The organism is Streptomyces sp. NPDC126499, assembly GCF_040302485.1.
In the GTDB taxonomy this organism is placed as follows: domain Bacteria; phylum Actinomycetota; class Actinomycetes; order Streptomycetales; family Streptomycetaceae; genus Streptomyces.
In genome coordinates this window covers 1-15850 of record NZ_JBEOUO010000002.1, presented here as the reverse complement: position 1 = coordinate 15850, position 15850 = coordinate 1, and the positions used below count along the sequence as shown (strand labels likewise).

Sequence of the window (15850 nt, the reverse complement as noted above, 5' to 3'; positions counted from 1 at the left end):
TGTCTCAAGACGACAGGAGCAGCCATGTCCGCACAGATCTCGTTCGCCGTGGAGTCCCCGGCCGGGCCCCGCACGGTCACCATGACGTACGAGCGGCGGGGCGCGGGCGAACCGCTGCTGCTGCTCCACGGGATAGGCCACCACTGGCAGGCCTGGGAGCCCGTGCTCGACGTCCTCGCCACCGAGCGGGACGTGGTCGCCGTCGACCTGCCCGGCTTCGGCGCCTCCCCGGCGCTGCCCGAGCCGCTGGCCTACGACCTGGACACGGTGGTCCCGGTCCTGGGCGCCTTCTGTACGGCACTCGGCCTCGAACGGCCGCACGTGGCGGGCAACTCGCTCGGCGGCTTGCTCGCCCTGCGCCTCGGCCGCGAGAAGCTGGTGCGCTCGGTCACGGCGCTCTCCCCCGCCGGGTTCTGGTCGGAGGCCGAACGGCGGTACGCGTTCACGACACTGCGCGCGATGCGGGGCGCCGCGCTCGCGATGCCCGTCCCGCTGATCGAGCGGCTGTCCCGCAGCGCGGTCGGCCGCACCGCGCTGACCAGCACCATCTACGCCCGCCCCGGGCGCCGTTCACCCCAGGCGGCGGTCGCCGAGACGCTGGCCCTGCGCGGCGCGACCGGCTTCCACCAGACGCTCGCCGCCGGCCGGACCGTGCTGTTCACCGACGACGTCGCCGCCGTGCCGGTGACCGTCGCCTGGGGCACCCGGGACCGGCTGCTGCTGCGCCGTCAGGGCGTGCGCGCCAAGCACGCGCTGCCGGGCGCCCGTCTGGTCCGCCTGCCCGGCTGCGGCCATGTCCCCATGAACGACGACCCCGCTCTCGTGGCCCGGGTGATCCTGGACGGCAGCGCCGACAGCGGGGGTGGCATCGGCAGCGCCGACGGCAGGAGTGACTCCAGCAGCGCCGCCGGCGGGGGCGGCACCGGCAGCGCCGACGGTAGGAGCGGCACCGGCGGCACCGGCAGGCCCGACAGCACCAACAGCACCAACAGCACCAACAGCACCAACAGCACCAACAGCATCCGCAGCGCCTCCGGCTCCGGCTGAGCCGCGGGCGGCCCTCGGGCCGAACAGGCCGGTGCCCAGGGCCGCCCCGGCGCCCACCAGCAGGCTTCCGACGGCCTGCGGCAGGCCGAAGGACCCGTGCGCGACCATGACGGCGGTCAGCGCGGCGGCCACCGGGATGGCGCCGGTGAACAGGGTGGCCCGCTCCATGCCGATCCGCTGGACGCCCATGTAGAAGAGGACGAATCCGACGACGGTGGCGAGGGCCGCCTGCCACACCAGGGCGCCGGTCTCCACCGCGGTCGGCGTCCGCAGCACGGCGGTCCCGTCGACCAGGAGCCCCACCACCGCCGACTCGACGGCCGCGATCCCGCACACGACCGCCGTCAGCAGCTTCGGGCCGAGCGGCCGCAGCACCGGCACCGCGAGCAGGGTGAAGCCGACCTCGCCGGCGAGCGCCGCCACCGACCAGCCGAGCCCGGCCCCGTCGGTGCGGCCCCAGCCCTGCACGGTGAAGGCACCGGCCGCGACCAGCACCGCCCCGTACAGCACCGGCCGGGTCGGCCTGCGGCCCTCCGTCAGCGGCACCAGGACGGCGACCACGACGGGGGCGCAGCCGACCAGGACGCCGGGGACGGCGGGCTCCGCGGTGCGCTCGGCGGCCAGGACGGCGAGGTTGAAGCCGACCATGCCGACGGCCGCGAGCACGGCGAGCCGCAGCCAGTGCCGGGCGGTCAGGTCGCGCAGCGGGCGGAGCCCGGCCCGGCCGATCAGGGGCAGCAGGAGCAGGCAGGCGGCGCCGTAGCGCAGGGCCTGCCCGCCCGCGTACGGGTAGTCGCCGAGCAGGCTGTTGGCGGTGAAGGAGGCGCCGACGAGGGCGTAGGCGACGGTCACGAGGAGTGCGCCGCGCAGGGAGTTCGCGTTCATGCCCTCGACGCTAGGAACCGGACGGCCTTCCTTTGAGGTCCACTTGCGGGGCGGCATCGGGGACCACTTGGGGGTGACGGGGAGGGCCGCGGCGGGCCGTGGCCCGGTCTTCTAGGCTCGCCCCGACGGCACGACGGAGGGAGACAAAGGGCGATGCGCGGTCATCCGGCCTGGGAGCTGCTGCTTCCCGCGGCGGCGGCTCCGGCGCGACAGCGGGGCCGGTCGCTCCAGGAGGCACTGCGGGAGGCGGTGCGGACGGGGCGGCTCACGGCCGGCACGCGGCTGCCGTCGAGCCGTGAACTCGCCGCCGACCTCGGCGTCTCGCGCGGCCTGGTGACCGAGGCGTACGAGCAGCTCACGGCCGAGGGGTATCTGCGCAGCGACCGGGGCTCGGGCACCTGGGTCGGCGAGGCGACGCGCGCCGCGGCGGCGCCGGGCGTACGTGATCTGGCGCCGCGCGCCCCCGGCGTGCGGGTGGACTTCCGCCCGGGGACGCCCGACCTGTCCCTCTTTCCTCGGTCCGCCTGGGGCGCCGCCCAGCGGGCCGTCCTCGCGGAGCTTCCGCACCGGCGGCTCGGCTACCCCGATCCCCGTGGTCTTCCGGAGCTGCGGGCGGCGCTCGCCGCGCTGCTGGCGCGCCGCCGCGGGGTGGTGGCCGATCCCGAACGCCTGGTGGTGTGCTCGGGGGTGGCGCAGGCGGCGACCCTGCTCGGGTTCGCGCTGCGCTCGCGCGGTCTCGGAGCGGTGGGCGTCGAGGATCCGGGCAGCCCGGAGCACGGCAGGCTGTTCGCCGCGACCGGCCTGGACACGGTGTGGCTGCCCGTCGACGAGGACGGCCTCGCCCCGGGGCCGCTGGCGGCGTCCGGCGTGCGGGCGGTGGTGGTCACGCCCTCGCACCAGTTCCCGTCGGGCATCGCCTACGCGGCACGGCGCCGGGCCGAACTGCTCGACTGGGCGCGGTCCGTGGACGGCTTCGTGCTGGAGGACGACTACGACGGCGACTTCCGCTACGACCGGGCGCCCGTCGGCGCCCTGCAGGGGCTCGACCCCGAACGGGTCGCCTACGCCGGCTCGGTCAGCAAGTCCCTCGCGCCGGGGCTGCGGCTCGGCTGGCTGCTGGTGCCCGAGGCCCTGCTCGGCGAGGTCGTCGAGCGCAAGCGGACCATGGACCTCGGCAATCCGGCCCTCGACCAGGCGGTGCTCGCCCGCTTCGTGACGAGCGGCGGCTACGACCGGCAGCTGCGCCGCTGCCAACGCGCCTACCGGGAGCGCCGGGACGCCCTGGTGGCGGCCCTGGAGCGGCACTTCCCCGGCACGGAGGTGAGCGGCATCGCCGCCGGACTCCACGTCATCGCGCGCGTACCGGTCGATTACGGCCCCACCGGCCGTTTCCTGGAGCGCGCCAGGGCCGCGGGCGTGGCGCTGCACCCGCTGGAGGACTACGGCACGGCCCGCCCCGACGACGGCGCGGTCCGGCTGGTCATCGGCTACGCGCACCTGTCGCCGGCGGACATCGCCCTGGGGGTGCGACTGGTCGCGGGGGCGGAGGCGTTGACGTAACGGAAGCCGGAGCCGGAGCCGGAGTCGTGGCCGCAGCCGTGGTCGTGGCCATGGCCGTAGCCGTAGGGAGCGTCGCGGGAGGGTGCGGGGCCGCATGCCGTCCGTCGCCGTGCCTTCGGTGCCGGAGGGCAGGGCCGTTGTTCACGCGGGGTTCGGTTCCCCGCCGCTCCCGGGCGCTAGGCATGGGTCGGTCCCGCCCCGCCCACGCCTTGGAGGCGCCTCCATGTCCTCGTCCCCTTCCGGTCCGTCGCCCGCCCGCCGTACCGTTCTGCGCGGCTCGCTCGCCGCGTCCGCCGCCGCCCTGACGGCCGGCGGGGGCGCGTTCGCGAGCCCGGCGTTCGGCAGCCCGGCGACCGGAATTCCAGCGTCCGGAAGCCCGGCGTTCACGCTCTCGGGGCGGCCGTCGGCCGCCTGGGGCGTGCAGACCGGCGATGTCACCGCGCACTCGGGTCTGGTGTGGGTCCGCTCGGACCGGCCGGCCCGGATGGTCGTGGAGACCTCGTCGAGCGAAACGTTCCGCCGCGTCCGCCGCCACCAAGGGCCGCTCCTGGGCCCCGGTTCGGACTTCACCGGCACTACGGCGCTGCGCGGGCTGCCGCCCGGCGAGCAGATCCACTACCGGGTCACGCTGGCCGATCCGGACGACCCGCGCCGCACCGGCGAGCCGGTCACCGGCACCTTCCGCACGGCCCCCGCCCGGCGCCGGGACGGTGTGCGGTTCCTGTGGTCCGGCGACATCGCCGGGCAGGGCTGGGGCATCAACCCGGACATCGGCGGCTTCCGCGCGTACGAGGAGATGCGCCGGCTCGACCCGGACTTCTTCCTGTGCAGCGGCGACACCGTCTACGCGGACGGCGTCGTCCAGCCCAGCGTGACGCTGCCGGACGGCCGGATCTGGCGGAACGTCACCACGCCGGAGAAGTCCAAGGTCGCCGAGACGCTGGACGAGTACCGCGGCAACTTCCGCTACAACCTGCTCGACCACAACGTGCGCGCCTTCAACGCCCAGGTGCCGTCGATCGTGCAGTGGGACGACCACGAGGTCCGCAACAACTGGTATCCGGGCCAGATCCTCGACGACCCGCGCTACACGGAGAAGGACGTGGACGTCCTGGCGGCCCGCGCCTCGCGCGCCTTCGCCGAGTACTTCCCGGTGTCCACGCTGCACGCGCGCGGTGACGGCACCCGCGCCGAGGGCCGGATGCACCGGGTGGTGCGCTACGGGCCGCTGCTCGACGTGTTCGTGCTCGACATGCGCTCGTACCGGAACGCCAACTCGCCGGGCCGGCAGGCCGAGGACCGCACCGGCATCCTGGGCGCCGAGCAGCTGGAGTGGCTGAAGCGGGAGCTGTCCCGGTCGCGCGCCGTGTGGAAGGTGCTCGCCGCGGACATGCCGCTGGGGCTCGTGGTGCCGGACGGGTCGGCGGACTTCGAGGCGGTCGCGCAGGGCGATCCGGGGGCACCGCTCGGCCGCGAGCTGCAGATCGCCGAACTGCTGCGGTTCGTCAAGCACCGGCGGATCACCGGCACCCTGTGGCTCACCGCCGACGTGCACCACACCTCGGCGCAGCACTACGCGCCGGAGCGCGCCGCCTTCCAGGACTTCGCGCCCTTCTGGGAGTTCGTGTCGGGGCCGCTGGCGGCGGGCGGCTTCCCGGCCAGCCGGCTGGACGGCACCTTCGGCCCGGAGCGGGTCTTCGTGCGGGCGCCGGAGCGGGCCAATCTGTCGCCGATGGAGAGCCCGCAGTACTTCGGCGAGGTCGACATCGACGGCGACAGCGGGGAACTGACGGTCCGGCTGCGGGCCGAGGGCGGCACGGTGCTGTTCAGCAAGGTCCTCCAGCCGGGCCGCGTCGGGCAGTAGCCCCGGCGGCGGCTCCTGAGCAAAGACCCTGGTGGGCGGCGGTCCCGGCCGATTGTCAGTGCCGGGTCCTACCGTCGTTTCCATGACGCGATCCGTACAGGCGCTCGCCTACGCACGCCCGTCCGCACTGGAGCCTTCGGGCTCCGGGCGGCTGCTCGGTCTGGAGACGTCCGGGGGTCTCACGCCGCTCGGCGCCGAGCCCCGTCCCCGGTTCTTCTCCGGCTTCCTCACCTCGCCGCGGATCGCCGCGCGGGGTCTGCTGGCCGTCGCCGACGTGGCGGCGGCCCGCTATCACCAGCGGATACGGCCCGGTTCGCTGGACCCGGTGGTGACCGGGAACGGCGACCGGCTGCGCTTTGAGTCCTTCTCGGGCTGCGGCGGGGTGTACGCGCGTCTGGACGTGCTCAGCGCCGGGCTCGACGGCGCCCGCACGGGGCACGGGACGACCAACGTGGACGTCAACAACCCGCTGCGGGAGGCGCTGTCCCGGCTGACGGGTGAGGATCCGCTGCATCTGCGGGTCGGCCCCGAGGAGCTGGCGGTGACGACGCTGGAGGGCCCGGTCGTGGAGAAGAAGGTGCCGCTGCCCGACCGCTGGCTGCGCGGCTTCGCCGAGGCGCAGGTCTCGTCCGCCGGATTCGACCTGCGCGCGGAGCTGTCGGGGGCGGAGGCGGTCCGGTTCCTGCACTCGCTGCCGCGCACGCAGGCCCGGGGCCGGGGCCCGATGTGGGTGGTGCCCTCCGGCCGGACGCTGCGGCCGACCACGCGCCCGGTGGCGGGCGCGGTGTGCCTCGCGGGGCCCGAGCGGCTGGCGGCCCTGGAGCGGGTGCTGCGGCACGCTTCGGCGCTGCGGGTGTACGGGCCGGTGCCGGACGGCGGGCCGGCGCCGAGCGCCTGGGAGGTGGCGCTGCCCGGGATGCGGCTCACGCTGACCCTGTCACCAGACCCCGCGCGCGGCTTCTCCGGCGAGGGCGGTGTCCTCGAGGCGCTGGCCACCCGGGAGGCGGCGCGGGACGCGGAGCTGGTGTCGGTGCTGCTGGCCTGGGAGCCGCGGATCGACCTCGCCGACCTGGCCGGGCAGTCGGGCCTTTCCGTGGCGCGGGTGCGGGCGGCGCTGACCCGGCTCGGCACGGCCGGGCGGGTGGGGTACGACGTGGCGGAGGCGGCCTACTTCCATCGCGAGCTGCCCTATGACGCGGACCGCGCCGAGCGGCACAACCCGCGCCTGGTCGCGGCGAGGACGCTGCTCGCCGAGGGCGCGGTGGTCCTGGACGGGACGCTCGCCTCGGTGGAGTCGGGGGAACGGCGCTACCAGGTGCGGGAGTCGGCGGACGGACGGCTGAGCTGCACCTGTACGTGGTGGGCGGAGTACCGGGGCCGGCGGGGCCCGTGCAAGCACGCGCTCGCGGTGCGCATCGCCCGGCGCGGGGCGAGGGTCGAGACGGTGGCGGGGGGCACGCGATGACGGGGGGCGAGGCGGGGGTGGAGCAGTTCCTCGACGCGGTCCGGCAGGGGCGGTACGGGGACGTGCCCGGCCTGCTCCGGCAGGTGGACGCGGCCGGGCGCAAGGCGGCGCTGCCGGAGCTGAAGCGGCTGCGCAAGGAGGTCCGCGGCTGGGACTGGAAGCGGTGGGAGGAGCGGAGCAGGGTGCGGTGCGCGCTGCGGCTCGCGGGCGCCGGCTGTCACACGGGCGCGGCGGCGGCCGCCGACTGGATCGGCGGCCGCGATCTGCGGGACTGGCAGGACCACAGCGGGCCGCTGCTGGGGGTGCTCGCGGACCGCGACCACGCGTGGCTCACGGAGGTGGCCCGGCGGCTCGCCGAGCGGCCGGCCGTGGCGGAGGACGAGTACGGCCTGGTGCACGGTCTCGTGCTGCTGACCGGCTGCCCCGCTCCGGCGACCGACGGCTATCTGCGTGGCTGGGTCCGGGCCGTGCACGGCCGGACCCTCGTCGACACCCTGCGCGGCGACCGGCAGACACCGGTCCTCGCGCCCCGGCTGCTCGACCTGGCCGAGACACCGGACGCCCTCACGTGGAGCGCCGCCGGTGCCGACACCTCGTACGACTGGCCGACGGCGCTCGCCACCCTCGCCGCGGAGCGGGTCCTGGACCGGAAGGTGCTGGTCGACGGATGTGTGGCCCGGCTGCTGCGCGGCGGGCGGGCGCGTGATCTGCGCTTCCCGCTGGCGCTGCTCCGGGCGCTGGGCACGACGGACGAGGAGCGGCGCGGGCGGGTTCCCGACTGGCTCGGCATGGTGGCCGACGCGCCCTCGCCGGTGGCCGCGTACGCGCGGGAGGTGCTCGCCGAGCTGGCGCTGGACGGCGGTCTCGCGGTGCGGGATCTGGCGGAGATGTCCGGATCGGTGCTGTTCCGCACGGAGAAGAAGCTCGTGCGGGCGCAGCTGACGCTGCTGGGGAAGGTGCTGCGGCGTGATCCGGGGGCGGCGGAGGAGCTGCTGCCGGTGGTCACGGACGCCTTCGGGCACGAGGACACGGCGATCCAGGCGCGGGCCCTGAAGCTGGTGGGCCGGCATCTGTCCGACGTGCACGACGCACGCGTGCGTGAGGAACTGGCCGGCGCCGCCGAGCTGTTGAGTCCGGTGCACCGGGCGGCCGCGGCGGAGGTGTTCGGTGCGTCCGTGGCCGTCGGCGCCCGGCCGTACGAGGAGGTGCTGCCGCCGGTGCCGGAGGTGCGCCCGGTGGCGCCGGCGGCGGCGACGGTCGCCGAGCTGGTGGAAGAGCTGGTGGCGGTGGAGCGGCGTCCGTTCGACGCGCCGGAGGAGTTCGAGCGGGCCCTGGACGGTGTCGTACGGCATGCCCACCGGGACCGGGAGGCGCTGGCGGCGGCGGTGCGGGAGGCGTTCGTGGGCGCGTACTGGCTGGAGGGGGGCGAGTACGCGCCCACCGGCCTCACGCTGGTGCTCGCCGCCCTGGTGGGCACCGCCCGGGTCACGCGGGTCGACGTCCGCCGGGACGCGTCCTGCGCCCATGAGGCACTGACCGGCGCGGTCGACGCCCGGCTGCGGGAGGTGGCCCGGCAGTTGGCCGCGGGCACACCGGTGCCCTTCCTGCTGGCGGCGCCGACCCGTCACACGGGGGCGATCGATCCGATGGCGCTGGTGGAGCGGCTGCGGGCCTACCGGGACGCCGGGGTGAAGCCGCTGCCGGTGGATCTCGCGCAGGCGCTGCTGCGGGTGCGCAAGGCCGAGCCGTCGGCCGCCCGTGCGGCCGCGGAGGCGGCGGCGCTCGGCACGCGGGCGGGGACGCGGCTCGCGGACTGGCTGACGGCGGACGTGTCGCTCGCGCCGGGGCTGCGGTTCCTGGAGCGGGGGCGGGACAGCCGGTCGGGCAGGTGGTGGCTGGCGGACCGGCTGGTGATCGCGGTCCGGGAGCGCCGGGCGATCCGGGAGGAGTTCCCGCCGGCCTTCCAGTGGCTGGGCGGCGCGCCGGTGGAGACGGTGCGCGGCTGCGGCCGGTACCACTGGTCGGGGCTGCGGCCGCTGTGGCCGGGGGTGCTGCCGGACGACCGGGAGACGCTGGCCGCCTGGCTGCTTCCGTCGATGGCCGGCGGGGCGGAGTGGGACGAGCGGGACGCGGCCTGGGGGCTCACGGCGCTGGCCGAGGGGGACGGACCGGCCGGGCCTGCCGTCCATCTGGCGCTCGCCGTGGGGCTTGGCTGCCGGCACGCGGAGGACCGGCTGACGGCCGTGGACGCGCTGCTGGTGCTCGCCTCCCGGGGTGACCTGGATCCGGCGCTGCTCGCCGCGCGGCTCGCGGAGCTGGTGACGGAGGGGACGGTGAAGCCGAACCGGCTGGCGGACGCGGCGCGTACGGCTGCCGCGACGGGTGCGTACGCGACGGTGTGGGCGGTGCTCGCGGGGCTGCTGCCACGGCTGCTGACGGCCCGGCAGCCGCCGCGCGGGGCCGGGGAACTGGGGGCGGTGGCCGCGGAGTGTGTGGAGCGCTGCGGCGGGAGCGGGCGGATCACGGGGCTCGCCGAGACGGCGGCACGGGCGGGTTCTTCGCAGGTGGTGGTCCAGGCGCGGCGGCTGTCGGTCGCACTCGGACACGACACCGATCGAGCATCATCAGAAGTGGTCGAAATCGGCCACTAGCCTCCCAGATCAGCGCTTAACCCATCAGTCACAAAGCGTTCGTGATCACGCAACACCGCTGGGTCACAGTGAGGTCATGACCGACATGACGCCCACGCCGAACGCCCGCCGCACGCACCACTGGCGGCACGACCTGATCGAGCTCGCGGCCCTCTTCACCGCCGTGGTGGTGGCCGACACGATCGCCAAGAGCATCGCCAAGGGACCGGACGGCCCCTACCTCCTGGTGTTCTCGGCGATCGCCCTGGTGGCCACCGCCGCCTTCCACACCTGGTGGGCCCGGAGGCACAGTCATGCGCCGCCCCTCGACGATCCCGGCGGCAGCGGGAAGACCCCGCTGCCGCCGACCGTCGTTCCCGGCGCGGACCCCACCCCCGTGGGGGACACCGCCGGGACGGTCCTGTGGCGGATGCGGACCACGGTCCGCGACACCCCGGGCAGTCTGGCCGCGCTGTGCACGGTGCTCGCCCGCCACGGCGTCGACATCCTGACCCTGCAGACCCATCCGCTCGCCGAGGGCACGGTCGACGAGTTCCTGCTCCGCGCCCCCGCCGGGCTGCAGACCGGCGCGCTCACCCGCGCGATCGCCGCGGCCGGCGGCACCGACACCTGGACCGAGCGGGCCGACGCCCACGACCTCGTCGACACCCCGACCCGGGTCCTCGGGCTCGCCACCCGTACCGCGCTCGACGCGGCCGAACTGCCCCTCGCCCTGCGCCAGCTGCTCGGCCGGTGCACCATCCACTCCGTGCCGCCGGTCTCCCTGACCGGCCGGCCCACCGGCGAACAGGCGCCGGTGGAGGGCGTCCTGGAGGACACGGTGATGCGGCTGCGCGACCCGGGCGGCGGCACGATCGTCGTGGAACGACCGTATCTCCCGTTCACGCCGACCGAGTTCGCCCGGGCACGCGCCCTGGTCGAGCTCGACGCCCGCCTCGGCCCGCGCGTCCCGCGCGGCCGGGACGTGCTGACCCTGCCCGAGGGCAACGAGATCACCGTGCGGCGCGCCGACCAGCGCGACCTGGCCGCCGCGCGGGCCATGCACGACCGCTGCTCGGCCCGCACCCTCGGGCTGCGCTACCACGGCCCCGTCGGCGACGCCGACCGCTATCTCGACCATCTCCTCAGTCCCCGCTACGGCCGCACCCTCGCCGCGCAGACCGCGTCCGGGCGGGTCGTCGCCCTCGGCCATCTGCTGTGGGACGGCGACGAGACCGAGGTCGCCCTCCTGGTGGAGGACGACTGGCAGCGGCGCGGCATCGGCTCCGAGCTCCTCGGCCGGCTGGTGGCGATGGCCGAGGAGGCCGGCTGCGACAGCGTCTACGCGGTGACCCAGTCGTCCAACACCGGCATGGTGGCCGCCATGCGGGCGCTGAACCTGCCGCTGGACTACCAGATCGAGGAGGGCACCCTGGTCGTCACCGCCCGCCTCACCGGCCGGGCGGCCACGGCCGGGGCCGCGGGTCCCGACCCGGCCGCCGCGCGGGACGCCGCCCCGACACCGGAGGCGGCGCCCCACCGGGCTACGCCCGCGCGGCCGGCTCCGGACGCGTCGCCTGGACGGGCCCGGCACTGAGCGCCTGGGTCAGGTCACGCCACAGGTCCTCGACGTCCTCGAGGCCGACCGACATCCGCAGCAGCCGGTCGCTGATCCCGCCGGAGCGGCGGTCCGAGGCGTCCACGATGCGGTGGCTGATCGAGGCCGGGTGCTGGATGAGGGTGTCGACGCTGCCGAGGCTGACCGCCGGCGTGATGAGCCGTACCCCGGCGATCACGTCGTGCGGGTCCCCGTACACCTCGAAGGCGACCATCGCCCCGCCGATCCGCGGGTAGTGCACGCGCGCGATCCGCGGGTCGACGGTGAGGCGCCGGACCAGTTCGGCCGCGGTCGCCGAGGCCGCCCGCACCCGCACCGGGAGCGTCGACAGGCCGCGCAGCAGGAGATAGCCGGCGAGCGGGTGCAGCACCCCGCCGGTCGCGAACCGCACCTGGCGAAGCCCGCGGGCGAACTCCTCGTCGCAGGCGACGACCCCGCCCATCACGTCGCCGTGACCGCCGAGGTACTTGGTCGCGCTGTGCAGCACGATCCGGGCGCCGAGCTCGGCGGGTCGCTGGAGCACGGGGGTGGCGAAGGTGTTGTCGACGAGCAGCGGCACCGAGCCGCAGGCGTGGGCGAGCGCCCGGATGTCGACCTCGGCGAGGGTGGGGTTGGCGGGCGTCTCGACCATGACCAGACCGGTGTCGGGACGGATCGCGTCCGCGACACCGGCCGGGTCGGTCCAGGTCACCTCGGTGCCCAGCAGCCCGGCGTTCAGCAGGTGGTCGCTGCAGCCGTACAGCGGCCGGACGGCCACCACGTGCCGCAGGCCCGTGCTCGCCCGGCTGAGCAGGACGGCGCTGAGGGCCGCCATGCCGCTGGCGAAGGCGACCGCGGAGTCGGTGCCCTCCAGCCGGGCCAGTGCCGTCTCGAAGCGCCCGGTGGTGGGGTTGTCGAGACGGGCGTAGACCGGCGGGCCGTCCGGGCGGGCCCCGGTCGCGGCGAACTCGTCGATCCGGGCGGCCTCCGCCCGGGTGTCGTACGAGGGGTAGGTGGTGGACAGGTCGAGCGGCGGGGCGTGCAGGCCCAGCTCGGCGAGATCGTCACGGCCGGCGTGCACGGCTTCGGTGGCCAGCGCCCGGGTGGGGGCGGCGGAGGCGTCCATGGAGGTGTCCATGGGGCGCACTGTGAACGAATACCGGGCCGTAGCGGGAAACCGCCGTGTTACGTTCGGCGCATGGCCGATTCTGTCGTACTGGACGCGGTCGATCTGCACATTCTTCGCCTGCTGCAGAACGACGCCCGGTCCACCTACCGCGAGCTCGCCGCCGAGGTCGGGGTGGCTCCGTCCACGTGTCTGGACCGGGTGGCCCGACTGCGCCGCACCGGCGTGATCCTCGGACACCGGCTACAGCTGAATCCGGCCAAACTCGGCCGGGGGCTCGAAGCGTTGCTGCTCGTCCAGGTCCGGCCGCACCGGCGGGAACTCATCGGGCCGTTCGTGGAGCGGGTCCGCCACCTGCCGGAGTCCCGGGCGCTGTTCCATCTCACCGGACCGGACGACTACTTGGTGCACGTGGCCGTCGCGGACCCGGCCGACCTGCAGCGACTGGTCCTGGACGAGTTCACCTCACGGCGCGAGGTGGCGCGCGTGGAGACCCGGCTGATCTTCCAGCAGTGGGAGTGCGGCCCCCTGCTGCCGCCCGCGCCGAGCACTCAGGTGTCGGCCGACTGAGAGCGACGGAGATCCGTCGAGGGTGACGCGGGCGCGGTGCTCGGGCCAGGATGAGACCCATGCCAGAGTCTTCCAGCACCGCACTTCCCCGCCAGGTCGCCGACGCGTACGTCGACGCGCTCATCGAACTCGACCCGATCGCCGGTACGTTCCTCGGAGTCCGGGAGAGCGCGGGCCGGCTGCCCGACTTCTCGCCCGCCGGTCAGGAGGCCGTGGCCGACCTCGCCCGGCGCACCCTCGTCCGGCTCGACGAGGCCGAGCGGCTGCCCGGTGCCAAGGACGAGGCGGAGCGGCGCTGTGCCCGGCTGCTGCGGGAGCGGCTGACCGCCCAGCTCCTCGTGCACGAGGCGGACGAGGGCCTGTGCGTGGTGAGCAACCTCCGCTCCCCCGCGCACAGCGTGCGCATCTCCTTCACCATGCTGCCCACCGCGACCGCGGCGGACTGGACGGCGGTCGCCGAGCGGCTGCGCGCGGTCCCGGCGGCCCTGGAGGGCTATCGGGCCTCGCTCGCGCTCGGCCTGGAGCGGGGCATGCGGGGCGGCCCCCGGGCGACGGCCACCTTCGTCGGCCAGCTCACCGAATGGGCGGTCGCGGGCGGCGAGGGCCCGGACGGCAGGGTCCGCGGCTGGTTCGAGGGGTTCGCCGCCGGTGCCGAGGAAGCCGACGGGGCGGAGGTCTCCGAGGAGCTGCGGACGGAGCTGGCGGCGGCGGGCGCGGGCGCCGACCGGGCCGTGGTGGAGCTGCGGGACTGGATGCGCGACGTGTACGCCCCGGCGGTGGCCGACGCGCCCGACACGGTGGGCCGCGAGCGCTACCGCCGCTGGTCGCGCTTCTTCAACGGCACCGACCTGGACCTCGACCAAGCCTACGCGTACGGCTGGTCCGAATACCACCGGCTCCTCGCCGAGATGCGGCGCGAGGCCGAGCGGATCCTGCCGGGCGCCGGCCCGTGGGAGGCGCTCGCCCACCTCGACGAGCACGGCACGCACATCGAGGGCGTGGACGAGGTACGGGACTGGCTCCAGCAGCTGATGGACGAGGCCATCACGTCGCTGGACGGCACCCACTTCGAACTCGCCGAGCGGGTACGGAGGGTCGAGTCGCGGATCGCCCCGCCCGGCGGCGCCGCCGCCCCGTACTACACCGGCCCGTCGGAGGACTTCTCGCGCCCCGGCCGCACCTGGCTCCCGGTCGACGGACAGACCCGGTTCCCGGTGTACGACCTCGTGTCGACCTGGTACCACGAGGGCGTGCCCGGGCATCACCTGCAGATCGCGCAGTGGGTGCACGTGGCCGACCGGCTCTCCCGCTACCAGGCGACGATCGGCAAGGTCAGCGCCAACACCGAGGGCTGGGCGCTGTACGCGGAGCGGCTCATGGACGAACTGGGTTTCCTCGGCGACCCGGAGCGGCGGCTCGGCTATCTCGACGGCCAGATGATGCGGGCCTGCCGGGTGATCGTCGACATCGGCATGCACCTGGGGCTCGAGATCCCGGCGGACTCGCCGTTCCACCCCGGCGAGCGGTGGACTCCGGAGCTGGCGCAGGAGTTCTTCCAGATGCACAGCAGCCGCCCGCCGGCCTTCGTGGAGAGCGAGATGACCCGCTATCTCTCCGTCCCGGCCCAGGCCATCGGTTACAAGCTGGGCGAGCGGGCGTGGCTGCTCGGCCGGGCCAACGCCCAGGCCGCGCACGGGGATGCCTTCGACGCCAAGGCGTGGCACATGGCGGCCCTGTCGCAGGGGCCGCTGGGGCTCGACGACCTGGTGGACGAGATCTCCCGCCTCTGAGCGGCGGCCTCCGGGCCGGTCGTGGGCGGCTTCCGGGCGGGTGATGGGCGGCTTTCCGGCCGGTCACGGGCCGCGCCCCCGCCGCTCATGGGCCGGTCCACCTTGTGGGAAACCCCGGGAGGCGCTTGAACTCCCGGGGATTTCCCTGCAAGGTCACGCCCATGACCAGCGGATACACCCCGGACGCCACGGACTGGCGGATCATCGAGGCCCTCCAGGAGCAGGGCCGGGCCAGCTTCGCCGAGCTCGCCCGTGCCGTGTCCATGTCCGCCTCGGCCGTCACCGAGCGGGTACGCCGCCTGGAGGAGGTCGGGGTGATCGCCGGCTACACGGCCGTGATCGACCAGGAGCGGCTCGGGCTGCCGATCCTCGCCTTCGTCCGGTTGCGTTACCCGCATGGGAACTACAAACCCTTCCACGACCTCGTCGCGACCACTCCGGAGGTCCTGGAGGCGCACCACGTCACCGGTGACGACTGCTTCGTCATGAAGGTCGCCGCCCGCTCCATGAAGCACCTGGAGCAGATCGCCGGGAAGGTCGGCGCGCTCGGCCCGGTCACCACCAGCGTCGTCTACTCCTCGCCGCTCCCCCGGCGCCCGATCAGCCGCTGAGGGCCTCTCCTCCGGTACGCAGCCGCACCGCCGAGCCGTGCCGCGCCTTGACGACCTCCAGCTGGGCCGGGATACGGCGGCGCAGGTCGCCGACGTGGCTGACGATGCCGACGCTGCGGTCGCGCTCGCGCAGCGAGTCCAGGACGTCCAGGACCTCGTCGAGGGTCTGGTCGTCGAGGCTGCCGAAGCCCTCGTCGATGAAGAGGGTGTCGAGCCGGATCCCGCCGGCCTCGTCGGTGACGACGTCGGCGAGACCGAGGGCCAGCGCGAGGGAGGCGAAGAAGGTCTCGCCGCCGGACAGGGTCGCGGTGTCCCGCTCGTTGCCCGTCCAGGCGTCGACCACGTGCAGTCCGAGACCGGCGCGCCGGCCGCCGCTGCGGGCGTCGGAGTGGACGAGCGTGTAGCGCCCCGAGGACATGCGCTGGAGGCGGGCGGTGGCCGCGGCGGCGACCTGTTCGAGACGGGCGGCGAGCACGTACGACTCCAGGCGCATCTTGCGCTCGTTCTCCGCCGAGGTGCCGGCGGTGAGGCCGGCGAGCCGGGCCACCCGCTCGTACTCCTCCCGGAGCGGGCCGAGCCGACGGACCTCCGCGTCGATCTGCCGGGAGAGCCGGTCCAGGGCCCCGGCCCGCTCGCGTGCGGTCGCGAGCGCGGTGTCCGCCTCGCGCAGGGCCCGCTCGGCGGCGGTGTGCGCGGCCTCGGCGG

At 75.2% G+C, this 15850-nt stretch carries 10 protein-coding genes and 2 pseudogenes; 9 read left to right on the top strand and 3 right to left on the bottom strand.

Annotation, left to right across the window (positions count from 1 at the left end; all coding sequences use genetic code 11):
• Positions 1–24: 24 nt before the first annotated feature.
• A pseudogene (locus tag ABTZ91_RS02770) lies at positions 25–771 on the top strand (alpha/beta fold hydrolase); the annotation flags it as partial.
• Between the two features lie 36 nt (positions 772–807).
• On the opposite strand, the pseudogene ABTZ91_RS02765 reads toward ABTZ91_RS02770, so the two are convergent.
• Positions 808–1932, bottom strand: a pseudogene (locus ABTZ91_RS02765) (DMT family transporter); the annotation flags it as partial.
• Positions 1933–2085: 153 nt separating this feature from the next.
• Here ABTZ91_RS02765 and ABTZ91_RS02760 point away from each other — a divergent pair.
• The 5 genes from ABTZ91_RS02760 to ABTZ91_RS02740 all read left to right on the top strand — a co-directional run bounded on the left by ABTZ91_RS02760 (position 2086) and on the right by ABTZ91_RS02740 (position 11048).
• Positions 2086–3492 carry a PLP-dependent aminotransferase family protein gene (locus ABTZ91_RS02760; RefSeq protein WP_352075304.1) on the top strand — a complete coding sequence of 469 codons (1407 nt, stop codon included), beginning with the start codon at positions 2086–2088 and terminating at the stop codon, positions 3490–3492.
• A gap of 223 nt (positions 3493–3715) precedes the next feature.
• Positions 3716–5356: an alkaline phosphatase D family protein gene (locus ABTZ91_RS02755; protein ID WP_352075303.1), complete on the top strand. Its 1641-nt coding sequence runs from the start codon at positions 3716–3718 to the stop codon at positions 5354–5356.
• Positions 5357–5438: 82 nt separating this feature from the next.
• The gene (locus ABTZ91_RS02750) at positions 5439–6821 is read left to right on the top strand and encodes an SWIM zinc finger family protein (RefSeq protein ID WP_352075302.1); all 1383 of its coding nucleotides are present in this window, start codon (positions 5439–5441) and stop codon (positions 6819–6821) included.
• Positions 6818–9472, top strand: coding sequence for a DUF6493 family protein (locus ABTZ91_RS02745; RefSeq protein ID WP_352075301.1), 2655 nt, complete (start codon positions 6818–6820; stop codon positions 9470–9472). Before ABTZ91_RS02750 ends, ABTZ91_RS02745 begins: the two co-directional genes overlap by 4 nt.
• A gap of 85 nt (positions 9473–9557) precedes the next feature.
• Positions 9558–11048 carry a GNAT family N-acetyltransferase gene (locus ABTZ91_RS02740; protein ID WP_352075675.1) on the top strand — a complete coding sequence of 497 codons (1491 nt, stop codon included), beginning with the start codon at positions 9558–9560 and terminating at the stop codon, positions 11046–11048.
• Here the strand turns inward: ABTZ91_RS02740 and ABTZ91_RS02735 are convergent.
• A complete protein-coding gene (locus ABTZ91_RS02735; protein ID WP_352075300.1) occupies positions 10996–12186 on the bottom strand; it encodes a PLP-dependent transferase in 1191 nt (396 codons plus the stop codon). The two genes, ABTZ91_RS02740 and ABTZ91_RS02735, sit on opposite strands and share 53 nt — an antisense overlap.
• 60 nt (positions 12187–12246) lie before the next feature.
• On the opposite strand from ABTZ91_RS02735, the gene ABTZ91_RS02730 reads away from it, so the two are divergent.
• From ABTZ91_RS02730 to ABTZ91_RS02720, 3 genes are all read left to right on the top strand, one after another.
• On the top strand, positions 12247–12744 hold the full coding sequence (locus ABTZ91_RS02730; RefSeq protein ID WP_352075299.1) for an Lrp/AsnC family transcriptional regulator: 498 nt from the start codon (positions 12247–12249) through the stop codon (positions 12742–12744).
• Between the two features lie 59 nt (positions 12745–12803).
• The gene (locus tag ABTZ91_RS02725; RefSeq protein WP_352075298.1) at positions 12804–14534 is read left to right on the top strand and encodes a DUF885 domain-containing protein; all 1731 of its coding nucleotides are present in this window, start codon (positions 12804–12806) and stop codon (positions 14532–14534) included.
• Between the two features lie 161 nt (positions 14535–14695).
• Positions 14696–15145 carry an Lrp/AsnC family transcriptional regulator gene (locus ABTZ91_RS02720; RefSeq protein WP_352075297.1) on the top strand — a complete coding sequence of 150 codons (450 nt, stop codon included), beginning with the start codon at positions 14696–14698 and terminating at the stop codon, positions 15143–15145.
• Here the strand turns inward: ABTZ91_RS02720 and ABTZ91_RS02715 are convergent.
• The coding region (locus ABTZ91_RS02715) for an SbcC/MukB-like Walker B domain-containing protein (RefSeq protein WP_352075296.1) at positions 15135–15850 on the bottom strand (716 nt) is incomplete at its 5' end. The two genes, ABTZ91_RS02720 and ABTZ91_RS02715, sit on opposite strands and share 11 nt — an antisense overlap.